We start from the raw sequence: 15,589 nt of genomic DNA, 5'->3' as shown, positions 1-15,589 counted from the left end.
ATCAGTTATGGGAAAGACGTTCGCGCAGCTTTTCTTCTTGCTCGATTATCTCAGGTGTTAGTCCTGCACCGAAATCCTCCATTTGCAAAAATGGGCGGATTTCAATTTCGCTGCGTTCCGGCATCGGGTTCGGGCAACGCTTCACCCAGGACACGGCTTCTTCCAGATCCTTCACCTCCCAGATCCAGAAGCCCGCAACGATTTCATTGGTATGGGGGAAGGGGCCGTCGACAACAGTGCGGGTGTCGCCGTCGAAGACAACGCGTTTGCATTTTGCGGTGGGCTTCAGTCCTTCACCAGCAACCATGATGCCGGCATTGACGAGTTCCTCGTTGAATTTGCCCATGGCTTCCATGAGTTCGGTCGATGGCATTACGCCATCCTCGCTGCTTTTTGTTGCTTTCACGAAAACGATCACGCGCATTATCATTCTCCTCCGGTTTGAATCTGCGATTACGTTGTTGATGAAACGCCCTGGGGCCGAGCGGGTTTCCTGGGTTCTTTCTGTTCAGCCAAGGTCGATGAGATCGCGGCGCAGGCGGTCTGGATCGCCACTGCCGATTTTCGATTCAATTTCGCCATGTGTTTTTTCCCAGATCGGGAGAGCCTCCGAAAGGACAGCCATTCCCTCTGTCGTCAGACGCAGTCGTTTGCCGCGTTTGTCTTTCGGGTCCTGTTCAATGCTGACCAATCCACGCCGTTCGAGCGGTTTCAGGGCGGCCGTCAGTGTGGTGCGGTCCATCGCCAGAAGATTGGCCACCGGTCCCATGGGGGGCGGTTCGGGACGGTTGAGCGACATCAGCAGAGAGAATTGCCCGTTGGTGATACCTGCCGGTTTCAGCGCGTTGTCGAATAGCCGGGCGAGTGCTCGCGCCGCACGTTGCGCATGCAGGCAAAGGCATGCGTCGCGCACAAAAATGGTTGCCGAAAAAGGAATCAGGGCTGCGTTTGACATGCTGTAAATATGTTGATATCAACGTAATTAGTCAAGCGGAACTTGCGGCCGCGTTTGCGGTTATTGCGAGGTGCGTGTGACGACGCAGAGCGTGAAGGCAGGTCGAAGCCTGCCTTTCGCGCTGAAGGGCAGATCCAAGGAGGAAAGATCATGTCTCATCCCGTCGTATCGAAAGAGGAATGGCTGGCGGCGCGCCGCGATCTGCTGGTGAAAGAGAAGGAACTGACGCGGGCACGTGACCGGCTGAACGAAGCCCGCCGCGCCTTGCCATGGGAGCCGGTTGCGGAAGACTACGTTTTCGACGCGCCCTCAGGCCCGAAGTCGCTCAGTGAGCTCTTCGGAAAATGCAGTCAGCTTATCGTTTATCACTTCATGCTGGCGCCTGACTGGGAAGAGGGGTGCACGGGTTGTTCGTTCCTTGCCGATCATATCGACGGCGCCGTCATTCACCTGAAACACGCCGATGCCAACTTTGTCGCTGTATCGCGCGCCCCGCTCGAAAAGATCGAGGCGTACAAAAAACGCATGGGCTGGAAATTCCCGTGGGTGTCCTCAAATGGCAGCGAATTCAACTTCGATTACCGGGTTTCGTTTCGGGATGAGGACATCGCATCCGGCACCATCACCTACAATTACCGGGACATGCCCGCGGAGGAAGGCCTGAATGAAATGCCCGGTTTCAGCATTTTCGTGAAGGGCGAGGATGGCAAGATCTATCACAGCTATTCCACCTACGCGCGCGGCGCGGAGGAGACGTTGGGCACGATGATGATGCTCGATCTCGTTCCAAAAGGCCGCAATGAGGAGGAGATTATGGATTGGGTGCGCAGGCATGACCAGTACGAGGACCAGCCGAAGGCTGCGGCCGCTTGCTGCCACTGAAAAAAAGGAGGAGGACCCCTCATGGAAATGGAAAGTGCCAAGCCGCAGAAAGAACATGAGTTTCTTAACCGCATCGTCGGCGATTGGGTAATGGTTTCAAGCACTGGTCACGACGACTATGACGCAGACGATCCCGAGCAGGTTTTTACTGAAAAGGTCCGCTCTATCGGTGGCCTGTGGGTGGTTGGTGAAGGCTCCGGGAAAATGCCTGACGGTACGCCGATGAAAGCCGTGATTACGGTTGGCTACGATCCGGTAAAAGGCAATTTCGTCGGCACCTGGATCGGTTCGATGATGTCCAATCTCTGGGTCTATAATGGCTGGCTGGAGGCGGATGGAAAGACGTTGACGCTCGAATCCGAGGGGCCGGCTTTCGACGGTTCAAATCGCACCGACACCTACCACGATGTCCTGACATTGCATGATGACAATCACCGCAGCTTTTCCGGCAGTGTCAAAAAGCCGGACGGCAGTTTCGAGATCTTCATGACCTCGGAATTTCGCCGAAAGACCTGAAGAAATCCAAAGCGAACGCTGCACGAGACACCTTGAAACCGTAGGGCAGAGCGCGCTGCGGTTCCTCACCCGAAAGCCTGTCCAATATCCGGAGAAAACCGATGTCTGATACGCATGGAAAGTTCATATGGGTGGAACTGATGACACCCGATACCGATGCGGCTGGCCGTTTCTACAGTCATGTCGTTGGCTGGCAGCTCAAGGATTTCGGCTCGCCGGATATGGCCTACACCATCTTCGAAGCCAACGGCAAAGGCATGGGCGGGATGATGGAACTGACCGACGCCTTCAAATCGCAAGGTATTCCTCCGAACTGGACGGCCTATGTCGCGGTAGACGATGTCGATGCATCTGCGAGACAGTTTGCGGAAAAGGGCGGATCGGTCATGCGCCAGCCGGAAGACATTCCTGAGATCGGCCGTTTTGCCGTGGTTGTCGATCCCTTCGGCGCCGTGCTCTGCATCATGACGCCGTTGCCGATGGATACCGGTGAGTTTCCGGCGGATACCCAGAGCCTTCAAGGGCATGTTGGCTGGTACGAACTGTTCACAGAAAATGTCGACGAGGCAATGGCCTTTTACGGTGCGGTTTTCGGCTGGACCAAGGACCATGATTTCGACATGGGCGAAATGGGACCATACCGCATCTTCGCGCACAACGGCAAAGCAGTCGGTGGCATAATGAGGCGGATGCCGCAAATTCCCGTGTGCCATTGGGGTTACTATTTCAATGTCGACGGCATCGATGACGCGATAACCCGTGTCAGCACCGGTGGCGGCAAGGTCGTCAACGGTCCGATGGAAGTTCCCGGCGAAAGCTGGATCGTCAACTGCCAGGACCCGCAGGGCGCCTTCTTCTCGCTCGTGTCACAGAAGAAATAATCTCCCGCCGTTTATGTCTCTTCCCGGTCTTTCCCCGGGAAGAGATCGGCACGCCGGTCATCAACCTCTCGGAAGCCGGACATGGTCTATGAAGGCGCGCAGCTTGGGGGCAAGATTGCGTCGGCTCGGATAATAGAGATAGAATCCCGCAAACGTCGGCGAGAACTCTTCCAGCATGGCAACGAGTTGGCCATTTGCGAGATAGGGTGCAAATGTCTCTTCCATTCCAAATGTGATTCCAGCGCCTGCACAGGCGAGTTTGGTCATCAACTGCATGTCGTTGGTGGTAAATTCCGGCTCGACCGCGACGGCAAATTCGCGACCGTTTTCCGCAAACTCCCAGCGATAGGGTGCAATGCCCGGACGGGGCCGCCAGCCAATACACTTGTGACGTATCAGGTCACGCGGATGGCTGGGCAGAGCAAACCGTGCCGCATAATCTGGCGAGCAAACTGCAAGTTGGCGCTGTTCAGATGACACCGGCACGGCAATCATGTCCTGCTCGATCAGTTCGCCGAGGCGCACGCCGGCATCGTAATGCTCGGCGACGATATCAAATTCATCATCGGTTACGGTGATATCCAGTTGCACTTGTGGGTGTGCTTCGGAAAAACCTGCAAGCAACGGGCCGGACAGAAAGCGTTCGGCAATCGAGGAAACGGCGAGCCGCAATTGTCCCCGCGCGGTTTGGCTGAGCGATGAAGCTGCCTGGGCCGCCTGGACGAGATTGGCAATGGAGGGAGAGACTTCTGCATATAGCTGTTGTCCTGCCTCCGTCAGACTCACGCTCCGCGTGGTTCGTTGCACCAGCGCAATCCCCATCGTTTCCTCGAGCTTGCGAATGGTCTGGCTAATGGCAGATCGGGTCACGCCCAGGCGGTCAGCGGCAGCGCGGAAATTCCGTTCATCCGCCACTATGCAGAAAATCGAAATCGCATTGAGATCAATGTTCATTGGTTAGAAAATCTACCCATTAAGTTAAGGATTGAGACGGTTATCACGACAATGCCAACGAATTATCTTCCTTGCAACGGTGCTGCTCCAGGAAACGGGTGGCGCCGCAACACGAAGGAGATAAATCATGGCCTTGAACAAAGTCGTTCTTATCACCGGCGCATCCAGCGGCATCGGGGTGGGTATTGCCCGTGAACTCGCGAGTGCTGGTGCAAAACTCGTGCTGGGCGCCCGACGTATGGACCGTCTTGAAGCACTGGCCCAGGAGCTTCGCGAGACTGGTGCGGAGGTGATTGCGCATCCGCTGAACGTCACGGACAGACAAAGCGTCGCCGAGTTCGCCGACGCCGGGCGAAAGGCCTTTGGGCAGGTCGACGTCATTGTCAACAATGCGGGTGTCATGCCTCTTTCGCTCATGTCTTCCCTCAAGGTCGATGAGTGGGACCGCATGATCGATGTCAACATTAAGGGGGTTCTTTACGGCGTTGCCGCCGTACTGCCTGATATGACCAGCCGCAAGTCCGGACAGATCATCAATATTGCCTCGATCGGCGCTCTGGCAGTGTCGCCGACCGCTGCGGTGTATTGCGCGACGAAATATGCCGTTCGCGCCATTTCCGATGGATTGCGCCAGGAGAACAAGGACATTCGCGTCGCCTGCATTCACCCCGGCGTCGTCGAGAGTGAGCTGGCCGACAGCATCACCGATCCGGCAGCGGCGGATTTGATGAAGACCTACCGGGCAATTGCCTTGAAGCCAAACGCGATAGGTCGCGCCGTTCGATATGCGATCGAGCAGCCGGACGATGTGGATGTGAACGAGATCGTCGTTCGCCCGACAGCAGCATGAGGACGGCGCCATGAAATCGAGGATTCCATCCATGCTTGGCACAGCGATGTTTCTTGCGGTCTCATCTGCGACGGCGAGCCCGGAGACCGGACAGGGACGATCGCAAGTGCCCCACCCTTATATCGGCATGTGGGTGACAGGCGACGGTCACATCAGGCAGGAGCTGTTGCCGAACGGTCGATATGACGAGGCCCGTGGACAACGGCAAAGCGCCTATCAGGGTCGCTACGAGGTCTCCGGCAACCGCATCTTGTACTGGGATGACACCGGCTTCACCGCCGACGGCGAGTTCATCGAAGACGTGCTGCATCACGGCGGCATGATTTTCTATCGCGAGAAATGATGGGATCAACCACACCGCCTGCGTAAAGCAGGCGGTGTGTTTGTTTATATCGAAATGACCAGGCCATCCCGGCCGACATGCAAAGGCCCATCAAAGACAGACGACACGGCACGTTGCCAATGCTCCTCTTGGAAATCCGGATCGTCAGACGGAATAAGATGGTGAAGCGCGAGAGCTTTCACATTGGCATCGCGTGCCAACCGTGCGGCATCCGCTGCAGTCGTATGTGATCTGAGTAGGTGCTTCAGTAGTCGGTCGTCGCCATTGCCGACCCGTGCGACCAAGGCTTCTATACCCTCGCGTAGCATCGCCTCATGAATGAGGAGGTCAGCGTTTCTGGCAAAATCGGCGAGGGCAGGCAGGTAAGCGGTATCACCGGAAAACACGATGCGTCGACCTTTAGCCTCGAACGCAAGTGCATAACTTTCTTTCAGCGGTGGATGCTCATTCAACATCCCACGGACCTGCAAGGTTCCGTTGTCGAAGAACGGCCCCTCGTGAATGGCCTTTACGACCACGAGGTCGCGCAGGTCGGGACGTCCTTCATCCTCGATGCGCAGGTCGATATCATCCCGCATCGACTCGAAGAAATGTATGCAGTAGCGGCTCAGGCCTTCTGGGCCGTAGATGGTCACAGGTGTTTTGAGACCGGCAGTCCAGGCTGTGTGCAACAGCGGACCGAGTTCCAGATAATGATCGGAATGAAGGTGGGTTATGAAGATTAGCGAAATGTCTTTGAGGGACATGCCCTGATCGACCAGTCCACGTGTGACGCCGAGGCCGCAATCGACGATTACCGTCTGGTTGGCAAGCGACAGCAGGCTGGATGTGGGGTTGGTCGAACCCGGCCGGATGGCCGGCCCGCCCTTGGTACCCAGAAGAGCGACGTAATCACCGTTTGGCGTCATGAAATCTCCGGAAGGTCAGGCGGCTATCGTACCGCCTTCCGTTTTCTTAGCGTTTCAGGCTGCCCAGGATACCGCGAACAAGCGCGCGGCCAACGGAGGTTGCCACGGATCGAGCAGCGCTTTTCATCGCCGCTTCGATCACCGTTTCACGCTGGTAGCCGCTCGTCTTGCGGGCCGCACCGCCATTGCGGGCGCCCGTTGTGGAGGCCTGCGTCGGCTCTTCGTCGCCAAACCCAGGCAGACGCCAGCGCCCTGCCGCGCTGTCGGACTGGCTTGCCGAATTTTCCTCTTCAGCGCGCTTGGCAGCTTCTGCCTCGGCCGTCTTGCGGGCGCGTTCGGTAAGGATTTCGAAGGCGGATTCGCGATCGACATCCTGATCATAGAGGCCTGCGACCGGGCTTGTGGCAAGCATCGCCTTGCGTTCGGCATCCGTCAGCGGGCCAACCCGACCAGATGGCGGACGCACCAGCGTGCGCTCGACAATCGATGGTGCGCCCTTGTCGTGCAGCGTGGAAATCAGCGCTTCACCGGTGCCGAGCGTGGTGATCGTGTCGGCCGTGTTGAAGGCGGGGTTCTGGCGGAATGTGTCGGCGGCGGTTCGAACCGCTTTCTGTTCGCGCGGTGTATAGGCGCGCAAAGCGTGCTGAACGCGGTTGCCAAGCTGGGCGAGGACCGTTTCGGGCACATCGAGCGGGTTCTGGGTGACGAAATAGACACCGACACCCTTGGAGCGGATAAGGCGCACCACCTGTTCCACGCGCTCGACGAGAACTTTTGGCGCATCGTTGAACAGCAGATGGGCCTCGTCGAAGAAGAACACCAGTCGCGGCTTTTCCGGGTCGCCCACTTCCGGCAGTTCTTCGAACAGTTCAGACAGCATCCACAACAGGAACGTCGCGTAGAGGCGTGGGTTCATCATCAGCCTGTCGGCTGCCAGCACCGAAATCGTGCCGCGACCATCGGTCGAGGTGCGCATGATGTCGGAAATTTTCAGAGCCGGTTCGCCGAAGAAGTGCACGGCGCCCTGTTGCTCGAGTACAAGCAGGCCGCGCTGCAGGGAGCCGACTGATGATTTGGAAATCAGGCCGAACTGGTTTGAAAGTTCGGATGCATTCTCACCCATGTAGTTCAGCAGCGATTGCAGATCCTTGAGGTCAAGCAGCGGCAAACCGCCCTGATCGGCAATCTTGAAGGCAATGTTCAAAACGCCTTCCTGTGCTTCCGAGGCATCCATAAGCCGCGCCAGAAGCAGCGGCCCCATTTCGGCGATGGTGGCGCGGACCCGATGGCCCTTTTCACCGTAGAGATCCCAGAAGATCACTGGCGACTTGCCATAGGCGAAATCTGTGAAGCCGATCTGCTCGGCACGCTTCGCGACCCAGTCTTTCTGTTCACCTTCAGCGGCGATACCGGAAAGGTCGCCCTTGATGTCGGCGCAGAAGACCGGAACGCCTGCTTTGGAAAAGCCCTCGGCAAGAACCTGCAGCGATACGGTCTTGCCCGTACCGGTTGCGCCGGTAATCAAACCGTGGCGGTTGCCGAATTTCAGCTCCAGATATTCGCCCTTGTTCAGGCTGTCGTCCGGATTGCGGCTGGTCCCGATATAGAGCTGTCCGTCCTGCAACATTGACTGGTTTCTCCCGACGCGAATTGTAACCTGTTCATAGTTTGGTTGCGATGATCTTATAAGGACAGTTTGAAGGCGCAACAACTGCTTGATGGCGATGGATAAAAACCGCCTCTAAAGTTGTTCCCAAGCCTGACGTGGACTTGAACCAGTGTGTGTATTGTTTTACGTTGACGTTAACGTCATTATTCGATGTTGACGTCGTTTTTCAACAGGAGGCAAGAATGAACGAAGTCGTGAGCCAGATCGCTGACAAGGTGGGAATCAGCCCGGAACTGGCCGAAAAATCGCTTGGTATGATGCTTGGTTTTCTCCAACGCGAAGCCGAGGACGGCCCGGTTGCACGCATGATCGAAGCGATCCCTGGTGCCAGCGAACTCGTCGCGCAGTTCAACGGCGAAGGTTCCGGCGGCGGCGGTCTTCTCGGCGGCCTGATGAGCGCCATTGGTGGTGGCGGCATCATGGGTCTCGGCCAGCAACTGATGAGCCAGGGCCTTGGCATGGGCGAAATTTCCGCTCTCGCCAAGGAAACCATTTCGGTCGCTCGCCAGTACGCAGGCGATGAGGTTGTCGATCAGGTGGTTGCTTCCGTTCCCGGCCTCAGCCAGTTCGTCTGATCTGATCCGGCACGCTACTCCGCTATCGGGCGTGGTGGATGTTCTTTGAACATTTGCCGCGCCTTTTCTATTTCGGCATGATGGGTTTCGGCCCAGATCCACACGCCGCAAAATGCACTGCCAAGCGTCCTGCCGAGATGCGTGAGGCTATAATCGACATGCGGCGGGATAACCGGATGCACGGTGCGCTGCACCAGCCCGTCACACTCCATCTGTCGTAGAGTTTTGGTCAGCATCTTCTGGCTGATATTGCCGACCAGTCTGCCAATCTGGGTAAAGCGAAGCGTGCCGTTTTCTTCCAGCGCTTCCAGGATCAGCATGGTCCACTTGTCGGCCACCTTGGAAATGATGTCCTGAACAAGCGCTTCGATCACCGGATCGGTGTGATCCGGTGGCGGATGCTGTCGTCTGTTTTCGATGTCCGGATCGGCCAGATGCCTTTTCACGTCGACACTCTCCTTTTGGTAAGTATAAATCTTTTGGGTGCCTACTTTCGAATGGAGAGTATCATAGCTAGTTTTTCTTCATCCAACAAGGAAAGCCACGAAGGAAGGATTTTCCCATGAAGACGACAGGCAACACCATTCTCATCACGGGCGGCGGTTCAGGTATCGGTCGCGCGCTTGCCGAAGCCTTTCATAATCTGGGCAACAGGGTCATCATCTCCGGCAGACGCAAGGCGGTGCTGGACGAGGTGACTGCCGCGAACCCTGGTATGGCGTCAATGGTAATGGACGCGACCGACGCCGAGGGTATCAACGCATTTGCGAATGCGCTGGTGAAGGAGCATCCATCCCTTAACGCGGTCATTAACAACGCCGGCATCATGAAACCCGAAGACATCACTACGGCGCCGGATTATCTCGCCATTGCCGAGGAGACGATTGCCACCAACCTGCTGGCGCCGATCCGGCTGACGGCGGCGCTGCTGCCGCATTTTCTCAAACAGCCGAGTGCGACTGTACTTACCGTCTCCTCAGGATTGGCCTTCGTGCCGATGGTGTTGACGCCGACCTACAGCGCCACCAAATCGGCCATCCATGCCTACTCTGTAACGCTGCGGGAGCAGTTGAAAGACACTGCGGTTGAGGTGATCGAGATTGTTCCGCCCTATGTCCAGACGACATTGATGGGCGAGGGCCAGGCCAGCGATGAACGGGCCATGCCGCTCGAGGCATTCATCTCCGAGGTCATGGATATCCTGACAAACCGTTCGGATGAAAAGGAAGTGGTGGTGGAGCGCTGCAAGCCACTGCGTTTTGCCGCTCAGAATGGCAATTTCGATCAGGTCTTCTCGATGATCAATGGCATGCACCCCTGACGGCAAATGGATGTCATTGCGAGCCTGTCCATGATAGGCTCGCCATCCTTTCCGGGAGTGTGGTTCATGGGCAGCAGGCAATTCGTTATGCCGAAAACATCGATGCCAGGCGTTGCTGCAGTCATTGCGGACAGCGACCGTTCTTTCCCCCGGCACATGCATGACCAGTTCGGTATCGGTCTGGTGGAGCGTGGCGCGCAGAAGTCCCAGAGCGGTCGCGGTCAGGTCGAAGCTCAGGCGGGCAACCTCATTACCGTCAATCCCGGCGAAGTTCACGATGGTATTCCCTTGGGGCAGGGCGGTCGCTCCTGGACGATGCTCTATCTCGATCCTGAAGTCGTTCACGCGGCGGTTTCCGACATTGAGGAAAAGCAGAACGGCGGTTTTGAATTCGTCTATCCCGTTGATGTGCGTCCTCTCGCAAATCGTTTCCGCTTACTTTTTGCGGCGATGACAGCACGCGACGATGCGATGCGATGCGAAGAAACCCTGCTCACATTGATGAGCGCAGTCTTCGAGAAACCACGGCCGTTGTATGTCAGAGCGGCACCCGAGGCAATGAACAGGGCGCGAGAGATGATCGACGACAGCCCGGAGAGGCAGTTTCTTCTTGCCGACCTGGCTGGTGAGGCTGGTATGAGCCGTTTTCGTTTTCTGCGGTCTTTTGCGCATGTGACGGGCCTGACCCCGCATAACTATCTGCTACAACGTCGCGTTCAGGCTGCGCGACGACTGTTGGCGCAGGGAATGGCGCCGGCTGAGGCCGCGTTGACTTCAGGTTTTTCCGACCAGAGTCATCTGAACAGGGTTTTTGTGCGCTATTTCGGCGTCACGCCAGCCGCCTATCGTGCCGCTCTTTCCTAAGTTCATATCTGCAATTTCGTCCAAGACGGCGCAAAGCCGCATCGTCATTCTTGGCTTTCACTTCAAAAGGATAGCCTCATGACGTTCGAATTCCTGCTCACCTCTCTCATTGTCGTGGCTTCACCCGGAACCGGCGTGGTCTACACGCTCGCTGCCGGACTTTCTCAGGGTGCAAGGGCAAGTATTGTTGCGGCACTTGGCTGCACGCTCGGCATCCTGCCGCATCTGCTGGCGGCGGTTACAGGCCTTGCCGCAATCCTGCATGCCAGCGCGACTGCGTTTAGCGTCATCAAATATCTCGGCGTCGCCTATCTTCTCTACATGGCGTGGAACACATTGAGGGAAAATGGCGCGCTGCGTGTGGACGAGCAGCGGCAGAGCAAAAGTGTCACCAAGATTGTGGGCGAAGCGGTGCTCATCAATCTTCTGAACCCGAAACTGTCTATCTTCTTTTTCGCGTTTCTGCCGCAGTTCATCGCCGCCGAGACAGTAAAGCCCACCTCGCAGATGACCGTCCGTGGTCTGGTTTTCATGGCCATGACCTTTGCGGTTTTCGCACTCTACGGCTGTTTTGCCGCTTCCGTCAGACAGCAGGTGGTTTCACGCCCTGCTGTGCTTACCTGGCTACGGCGCAGTTTCGCCGCAGCCTTTGTTGCACTCGGCGCCAAGCTTGCCTTGACGCAGAGATAGCGCAAAACGGGTCTCAGTTATCCCATTCCGGCGCCAGATGGCCGGGGCTGACAATGCGGCCGTCCGGCTTCGCCAATGCGTGGATTTCCTGCATCTCCTCTGGCGTCAGGGCAAAATCGAAGATGTCGAAATTCTCTTTGAGACGGCTTTCAGTGGCCGTCTTGGAAAGCGCGATGACATCTGATTGCTGCACAGCCCAACGCAAAGCGACCTGTGCGGCGGTTTTGCCGTGGTGCGCGCCAATATCCTTCAGCACTGGATCGTTCGGCACAGCGCCGTTTGCCATCAGATAATAGGCGGTGATGGAGAGACCGTTTTTGCGGGCAGCGGCAATCACCTTCGTCTGGTCGAGGTAGGGGTGGTATTCGACCTGGTTGGTGGCGAGCGGCGTATCGGAGAGTTTTACGGCCTCTTCCGTCAGGGCCACGTTGAAGTTCGAAATGCCGATGTTGCGGGCTTTTCCGGCCTTGCGAACTTCGTTGAGCGCGCCGATACGCTCAGCCAGCGGCACGTCGCTTTTCGGCCAGTGCAGCAGCAGAAGATCGACATGATCGGTTTTCAGTTTTTGCAGGCTTTCATCGACCGAAGCCAGGAAATCGGCGTGGCGATAGCGGTCGACCCAAACCTTGGTCGTGACGAAAAGATCAGCGCGCGGAACACCTGAAGAGGCCAGGACCTCACCAACGGCCGCTTCATTCTGATAGATCTGCGCCGTGTCGACATGGCGGAAACCAAGTTTCAGCGCTTCCGGCAGGACGCGTCTCACATCGTCTTCCGGCATACGGAACGTGCCGAAACCGAGTGCTGGGATATTCGCGCCGTTCGCGTTTACAACGTACATCTGTCGTCTCCATCGTCTTTCGGTTTGTCTAAACGGGATTGTCTGGCGGGGAAGGCCTGGAAAGCCTCCCCCTATTAACGGCTGCAAACGGCACGAGTTTCAAGCAAAAGATGTCTTTCTTCCGCAAACCCTACATCAACACGTAGTCGACCGGGCGAGGATAGGCTGGAAGATCGGTTTCGCCCATGCCTTCACGCAGGTTGATTTCGATGGTGCTGGCGAGCACACGGATCGGCAGTGCGTTCAAGCCTTCACCGAACGGTTCTTCCAGCTCGTCCGAAAGTGCGTCGAGCCCGAAGAAGGTGTAGGCAATAAGGGCGCTGGTGAAAGGTGTTGCCCAACCAAGTAGGTCGGTGAAGCCGAACGGCAGCAACAGACAGAAGAGATGCGCTGTTCGATGGAGAAGCAGCGAATATCCGAAAGGAACCGGCGTGTGGCGGATACGCTCGCATGAGGCCAGCGCGCTGCCCATCTGCTGGACGGTGCTATCGAGCATCTGGAGCTGGATATCGCTGATTTGTGCCTTCGCATTTGCGCTGAACAGGTCCGAGGAGAGCGCCCGCAGCAAGGTTTCCGGCTTGTTGCGGCTTTGGGCATAACGCTCGGAAAGATCGGCCGGAATGAGTTTGATGATGGCGCTTTTGTTGCCGCTGGGGCGCAGGAAGCTGACCATCTCGTGACAGAAGGCAATCGTCACGTCGATGACCCTGCGGCGTTCGACGGGATCGGAAACATCCTTGCGCATCTCCAGCATTTCACTTTGTCGCCCGAAGGTCCGCGCCGCCATGATAAGAACGCCCCACTGTTTGCGTGCTTCCCACCAGCGGTCGTAACAGGCATTGGCGCGAAAGCCGAGGAAGACGGAGAGCGCAATACCCAGCAAAGAAAACGGTGCACCGTTGAACGCCGGAATAACATCCGGGCGATCCTTGTGCGCCCAGACGACAAGCGCGGACAGGAGAAAAACAGCGAGTACCTGCGGAAATATACGGCCGACGATGGAGCCGCGCAGGATGAAGAACAGTTGAAGAAGACTCGGACGGGGACGGACGATCATGGATGGAACTCGAATGGAAAAAGGGGCTGTGGCCAAGGAATCTGGCTGGCGCCTATTCGCGCCTGAAAAATGACATTTGCCAGTCCTCATTCGCGCGCCGGCACGGGACATATTGCCGCAATGTCCTTGCCGGGAAAATCCCCTTTCGACCTTGTTGAGCTGAAGTGTGTGTTGGGCTTGCGACGAACAGTGGTGAAGGGGTAACAACCACAAGGTCAAAACGCCACATGGTCGAGGGCGGGCAGGGAGGAAAGTCGCGTGTCGCGTTCACAACGCCTTCTTGATCTGCTGCAGGTCCTGCGTTCCCACCGTATGCCAGTCAGTGGTGCGACACTCGCCGCTCAAACCGGCGTCAGCCTGCGCACGCTCTACCGGGATATCGCGACATTGCAGGCCCAAGGGGCGGATATCGAGGGAGAGGCGGGTGTCGGTTATGTGCTGCGTCCCGGTTTCATGCTGCCACCGCTGATGTTTTCGCAACAGGAGATCGAGGCGCTGGTCCTTGGCTCCAGATGGGTGGCGGGCCGGGCAGACGACAGGCTGGCGGATGCTGCGCGTGCCGCCCTCGTCAAGATTGCGGCCGTACTTCCCGACACGTTGCGCGAGGAACTGGACAATTCCGCTTTGCTTGTCGGCCCCGGTCAAACACTGGTCGCGTCGCGCATCGATCTGGCCGACGTGCGAAACGCCATCCGCGTCGAGACGAAGGTGGTTTTGACCTACCGCGACGAAAAGGGAGATCTGACGAAGCGTGTGGTCTGGCCTTTCGCCCTGGCTTTTTTCGATCTGGTGAGGGTGGTGTTGGCGTGGTGTGAGACGCGTCAGGATTTCCGCAGTTTTCGCACAGATCGCATTGAGGGCTTCGGCACGATGGGAGAGCGTTATCCGCGTCGTCGCCAGACCTTGCTGAAGCAATGGCGTGAACGCGAAAAAGAACAACGGCGCCAACAGCATGCTGACAAAAACTGACAGCATGGGGGTCTAAAAAGGGCTCATCCACAACAAAGGAGATAGCCATGACCCACCCCGATTTCACCATTCTCTATGTCGACAATCCGCCTGCAAGCAGCAGTTTTTACAAGGGTTTGCTAGGTGTTGAACCGGTCGAAGCCTCGCCGACCTTTTCCCTGTTCATTCTCAACAACGGCATGAAGCTTGGCCTCTGGTCCCGCCATGCGGTGGAGCCGAAGGCCGCGGCTGCTGGCGGTGGTGGCGAACTGGCGTTCAGGGTTGCCAATGACGCAGACGTGGCGGAAACCCACGCTGCCTGGAAGGCCAAGGGACTGGCTATTCTGCAGGAGCCGACGGTGATGGAGTTCGGCAGGACTTTTACCGCTGCCGATCCCGATGGTCATCGTTTGCGCGTCTATGCGTTTTCGGGCTGACGGCCTACTTCTTTACGGCAACCACAAAAATGCGTGGGAACCGTAGCAGCAATCGGCCGTCCGCCATGGGCGGATAGGCCGCAGCGATCCGGGCGGTGTAGTCTTTCAGGAAAGCCGCCTGGTGTTCGTCTCCCGCTGCGGCAAGGTAGGGACGAAGCCCGGTGCCCTTCACCCATTCGACAATGGCATTCGCATCAGCCATCGGATGATTATAGATCGTGTGCCATACATCGACCCGCACGGATTTCGGGATCAGCCGGTCGAAATAGGCTGATGGCGACGGTAGCGGCTTACGGCGCAGACGGCCCCCAGCAAATGCCTCGCTCCACGGGCCGGCCGCACCTGTTTCCTCCATCATCACATGCGTCGGTTCGGTCAGATTGTCCGGCATCTGCACGGCAAGCACGCCGCCGGGTGAAAGACTGTCCATCAACCTCTCCAGAACGGACAGATGGTCGGGCACCCATTGAAAAACCGCGTTGGCATAGAGAAGATCAGCCGGTTGCGGCGGTTTCCACTGCGCAAGGTCAGCTTTGCCGAATTGCGTGTTGGGCAACCTGTCAGCAGCCTTGGCCAGCATGTCGTCATCACTGTCGACGCCCGTGATGACATTGACGCCGAAACGATCGGTCAAAAGTTCCGTAGAGTTGCCGGGACCGCAGCCAAGGTCGTAGCCGTTCATGACGCGTTCGAGCGGCACTTGCGCCAGGAGATCGCGTGCTGCACGGGTCCTCTCATCCTCGAATTTCAGATATTGTTGCGCCGACCAGACCATGATGTCCTCCTGCTGAAAGCCGAATGGGGCTGAAACATCGCATGCGCCATGCCTCGTCACCACCGGCTAATTCATGAATTCTTGTGATGGATATATTCATCAACCGATTGTTCCAGCTTGGAA

General features: G+C 57.2%; 20 protein-coding genes. 11 read left to right on the top strand and 9 right to left on the bottom strand.

Annotated elements, in window-relative coordinates; translation table 11 throughout:
• Position 1: 1 nt before the first annotated feature.
• Positions 2-424, bottom strand: a complete 423-nt coding sequence (locus ACIQT8_RS12625; RefSeq protein WP_400965673.1) for a YciI family protein — start codon at positions 422-424, stop codon at positions 2-4.
• 84 nt (positions 425-508) lie between these two features.
• The gene (locus ACIQT8_RS12620; protein WP_400965670.1) at positions 509-955 is read right to left on the bottom strand and encodes a MarR family winged helix-turn-helix transcriptional regulator; all 447 of its coding nucleotides are present in this window, start codon (positions 953-955) and stop codon (positions 509-511) included.
• 150 nt (positions 956-1,105) lie between these two features.
• On the opposite strand from ACIQT8_RS12620, the gene ACIQT8_RS12615 reads away from it, so the two are divergent.
• The 3 genes from ACIQT8_RS12615 (at position 1,106) to ACIQT8_RS12605 (ending at position 3,234) form a co-directional block, all read left to right on the top strand.
• Positions 1,106-1,837, top strand: coding sequence for a DUF899 domain-containing protein (locus tag ACIQT8_RS12615; protein WP_400965667.1), 732 nt, complete (start codon positions 1,106-1,108; stop codon positions 1,835-1,837).
• Positions 1,838-1,858: 21 nt separating this feature from the next.
• Entirely contained in the window at positions 1,859-2,353 is a 495-nt protein-coding gene (locus ACIQT8_RS12610; protein ID WP_400965664.1) for a DUF1579 domain-containing protein, read from the top strand.
• 101 nt (positions 2,354-2,454) lie between these two features.
• Positions 2,455-3,234, top strand: coding sequence for a VOC family protein (locus ACIQT8_RS12605; RefSeq protein ID WP_400965661.1), 780 nt, complete (start codon positions 2,455-2,457; stop codon positions 3,232-3,234).
• A gap of 60 nt (positions 3,235-3,294) precedes the next feature.
• On the opposite strand, the gene ACIQT8_RS12600 is transcribed toward ACIQT8_RS12605, so the two are convergent.
• Positions 3,295-4,188, bottom strand: a complete 894-nt coding sequence (locus ACIQT8_RS12600) for a LysR family transcriptional regulator (protein WP_400965658.1) — start codon at positions 4,186-4,188, stop codon at positions 3,295-3,297.
• Between the two features lie 127 nt (positions 4,189-4,315).
• On the opposite strand from ACIQT8_RS12600, the gene ACIQT8_RS12595 reads away from it, so the two are divergent.
• A complete protein-coding gene (locus tag ACIQT8_RS12595; protein WP_400965655.1) occupies positions 4,316-5,038 on the top strand; it encodes an SDR family oxidoreductase in 723 nt (240 codons plus the stop codon).
• Between the two features lie 31 nt (positions 5,039-5,069).
• Positions 5,070-5,381, top strand: coding sequence for an Atu4866 domain-containing protein (locus ACIQT8_RS12590; RefSeq protein ID WP_400966352.1), 312 nt, complete (start codon positions 5,070-5,072; stop codon positions 5,379-5,381).
• A 44-nt stretch (positions 5,382-5,425) separates the two neighbouring features.
• On the opposite strand, the gene ACIQT8_RS12585 is transcribed toward ACIQT8_RS12590, so the two are convergent.
• The gene (locus tag ACIQT8_RS12585) at positions 5,426-6,289 is read right to left on the bottom strand and encodes an MBL fold metallo-hydrolase (RefSeq protein ID WP_400965652.1); all 864 of its coding nucleotides are present in this window, start codon (positions 6,287-6,289) and stop codon (positions 5,426-5,428) included.
• Positions 6,290-6,335: 46 nt separating this feature from the next.
• Entirely contained in the window at positions 6,336-7,916 is a 1,581-nt protein-coding gene (locus ACIQT8_RS12580; RefSeq protein WP_400965649.1) for a helicase HerA-like C-terminal domain-containing protein, read from the bottom strand.
• Between the two features lie 224 nt (positions 7,917-8,140).
• Between ACIQT8_RS12580 and ACIQT8_RS12575 the strand changes: the two genes are divergently transcribed.
• Entirely contained in the window at positions 8,141-8,533 is a 393-nt protein-coding gene (locus ACIQT8_RS12575; protein WP_138794821.1) for a hypothetical protein, read from the top strand.
• Positions 8,534-8,547: 14 nt separating this feature from the next.
• Here the strand turns inward: ACIQT8_RS12575 and ACIQT8_RS12570 are convergent, their stop codons facing one another.
• Entirely contained in the window at positions 8,548-8,979 is a 432-nt protein-coding gene (locus ACIQT8_RS12570) for a helix-turn-helix domain-containing protein (protein ID WP_138794822.1), read from the bottom strand.
• 116 nt (positions 8,980-9,095) lie between these two features.
• Here ACIQT8_RS12570 and ACIQT8_RS12565 point away from each other — a divergent pair, with 116 nt between their 5' ends.
• The 3 genes from ACIQT8_RS12565 to ACIQT8_RS12555 all read left to right on the top strand — a co-directional run bounded on the left by ACIQT8_RS12565 (position 9,096) and on the right by ACIQT8_RS12555 (position 11,408).
• Entirely contained in the window at positions 9,096-9,854 is a 759-nt protein-coding gene (locus ACIQT8_RS12565) for an SDR family oxidoreductase (protein WP_400965646.1), read from the top strand.
• A gap of 66 nt (positions 9,855-9,920) precedes the next feature.
• Positions 9,921-10,718, top strand: a complete 798-nt coding sequence (locus ACIQT8_RS12560) for a helix-turn-helix domain-containing protein (RefSeq protein WP_400965643.1) — start codon at positions 9,921-9,923, stop codon at positions 10,716-10,718.
• Between the two features lie 78 nt (positions 10,719-10,796).
• On the top strand, positions 10,797-11,408 hold the full coding sequence (locus tag ACIQT8_RS12555) for a LysE family translocator (RefSeq protein WP_400965640.1): 612 nt from the start codon (positions 10,797-10,799) through the stop codon (positions 11,406-11,408).
• 13 nt (positions 11,409-11,421) lie between these two features.
• On the opposite strand, the gene ACIQT8_RS12550 is transcribed toward ACIQT8_RS12555, so the two are convergent.
• A complete protein-coding gene (locus ACIQT8_RS12550) occupies positions 11,422-12,249 on the bottom strand; it encodes an aldo/keto reductase (protein ID WP_138794826.1) in 828 nt (275 codons plus the stop codon).
• Positions 12,250-12,379: 130 nt separating this feature from the next.
• Entirely contained in the window at positions 12,380-13,306 is a 927-nt protein-coding gene (locus ACIQT8_RS12545; RefSeq protein WP_400965636.1) for a bestrophin family protein, read from the bottom strand.
• 258 nt (positions 13,307-13,564) lie between these two features.
• Here ACIQT8_RS12545 and ACIQT8_RS12540 point away from each other — a divergent pair, with 258 nt between their 5' ends.
• On the top strand, positions 13,565-14,275 hold the full coding sequence (locus ACIQT8_RS12540; protein ID WP_400965633.1) for a helix-turn-helix transcriptional regulator: 711 nt from the start codon (positions 13,565-13,567) through the stop codon (positions 14,273-14,275).
• Positions 14,276-14,322: 47 nt separating this feature from the next.
• Positions 14,323-14,691: a VOC family protein gene (locus ACIQT8_RS12535; protein ID WP_400965630.1), complete on the top strand. Its 369-nt coding sequence runs from the start codon at positions 14,323-14,325 to the stop codon at positions 14,689-14,691.
• A 4-nt stretch (positions 14,692-14,695) separates the two neighbouring features.
• On the opposite strand, the gene tam is transcribed toward ACIQT8_RS12535, so the two are convergent.
• On the bottom strand, positions 14,696-15,466 hold the full coding sequence (gene tam / locus ACIQT8_RS12530; RefSeq protein WP_400965627.1) for a trans-aconitate 2-methyltransferase: 771 nt from the start codon (positions 15,464-15,466) through the stop codon (positions 14,696-14,698).
• Between the last annotated feature and the right edge of the window lie 123 nt (positions 15,467-15,589).

It is taken from the genome of Agrobacterium sp. NPDC090273, from assembly GCF_044772305.1.
Classification (GTDB): domain Bacteria; phylum Pseudomonadota; class Alphaproteobacteria; order Rhizobiales; family Rhizobiaceae; genus Agrobacterium.
The sequence above is the reverse complement of the archived record's forward strand: the minus strand, read 5'-3'. Positions and strand labels throughout refer to the sequence as shown.

Bases quoted from the DNA above. Each gene is read 5' to 3' on its own strand.
- ACIQT8_RS12565 (WP_400965646.1), top strand. From the start codon at position 9,096: ATGAAGACGACAGGCAACACCATTCTCATCACGGGCGGCGGTTCAGGT.
- ACIQT8_RS12625 (WP_400965673.1), bottom strand. From the start codon at position 424: ATGCGCGTGATCGTTTTCGTGAAAGCAACAAAAAGCAGCGAGGATGGC.
- tam (WP_400965627.1), bottom strand. From the start codon at position 15,466: ATGGTCTGGTCGGCGCAACAATATCTGAAATTCGAGGATGAGAGGACC.
- ACIQT8_RS12590 (WP_400966352.1), top strand. From the start codon at position 5,070: ATGCTTGGCACAGCGATGTTTCTTGCGGTCTCATCTGCGACGGCGAGC.
- ACIQT8_RS12535 (WP_400965630.1), top strand. From the start codon at position 14,323: ATGACCCACCCCGATTTCACCATTCTCTATGTCGACAATCCGCCTGCA.
- ACIQT8_RS12555 (WP_400965640.1), top strand. From the start codon at position 10,797: ATGACGTTCGAATTCCTGCTCACCTCTCTCATTGTCGTGGCTTCACCC.
- ACIQT8_RS12600 (WP_400965658.1), bottom strand. From the start codon at position 4,188: ATGAACATTGATCTCAATGCGATTTCGATTTTCTGCATAGTGGCGGAT.
- ACIQT8_RS12615 (WP_400965667.1), top strand. From the start codon at position 1,106: ATGTCTCATCCCGTCGTATCGAAAGAGGAATGGCTGGCGGCGCGCCGC.
- ACIQT8_RS12575 (WP_138794821.1), top strand. From the start codon at position 8,141: ATGAACGAAGTCGTGAGCCAGATCGCTGACAAGGTGGGAATCAGCCCG.
- ACIQT8_RS12550 (WP_138794826.1), bottom strand. From the start codon at position 12,249: ATGTACGTTGTAAACGCGAACGGCGCGAATATCCCAGCACTCGGTTTC.
- ACIQT8_RS12595 (WP_400965655.1), top strand. From the start codon at position 4,316: ATGGCCTTGAACAAAGTCGTTCTTATCACCGGCGCATCCAGCGGCATC.
- ACIQT8_RS12620 (WP_400965670.1), bottom strand. From the start codon at position 955: ATGTCAAACGCAGCCCTGATTCCTTTTTCGGCAACCATTTTTGTGCGC.
- ACIQT8_RS12585 (WP_400965652.1), bottom strand. From the start codon at position 6,289: ATGACGCCAAACGGTGATTACGTCGCTCTTCTGGGTACCAAGGGCGGG.
- ACIQT8_RS12610 (WP_400965664.1), top strand. From the start codon at position 1,859: ATGGAAATGGAAAGTGCCAAGCCGCAGAAAGAACATGAGTTTCTTAAC.
- ACIQT8_RS12560 (WP_400965643.1), top strand. From the start codon at position 9,921: ATGGGCAGCAGGCAATTCGTTATGCCGAAAACATCGATGCCAGGCGTT.
- ACIQT8_RS12605 (WP_400965661.1), top strand. From the start codon at position 2,455: ATGTCTGATACGCATGGAAAGTTCATATGGGTGGAACTGATGACACCC.
- ACIQT8_RS12580 (WP_400965649.1), bottom strand. From the start codon at position 7,916: ATGTTGCAGGACGGACAGCTCTATATCGGGACCAGCCGCAATCCGGAC.
- ACIQT8_RS12545 (WP_400965636.1), bottom strand. From the start codon at position 13,306: ATGATCGTCCGTCCCCGTCCGAGTCTTCTTCAACTGTTCTTCATCCTG.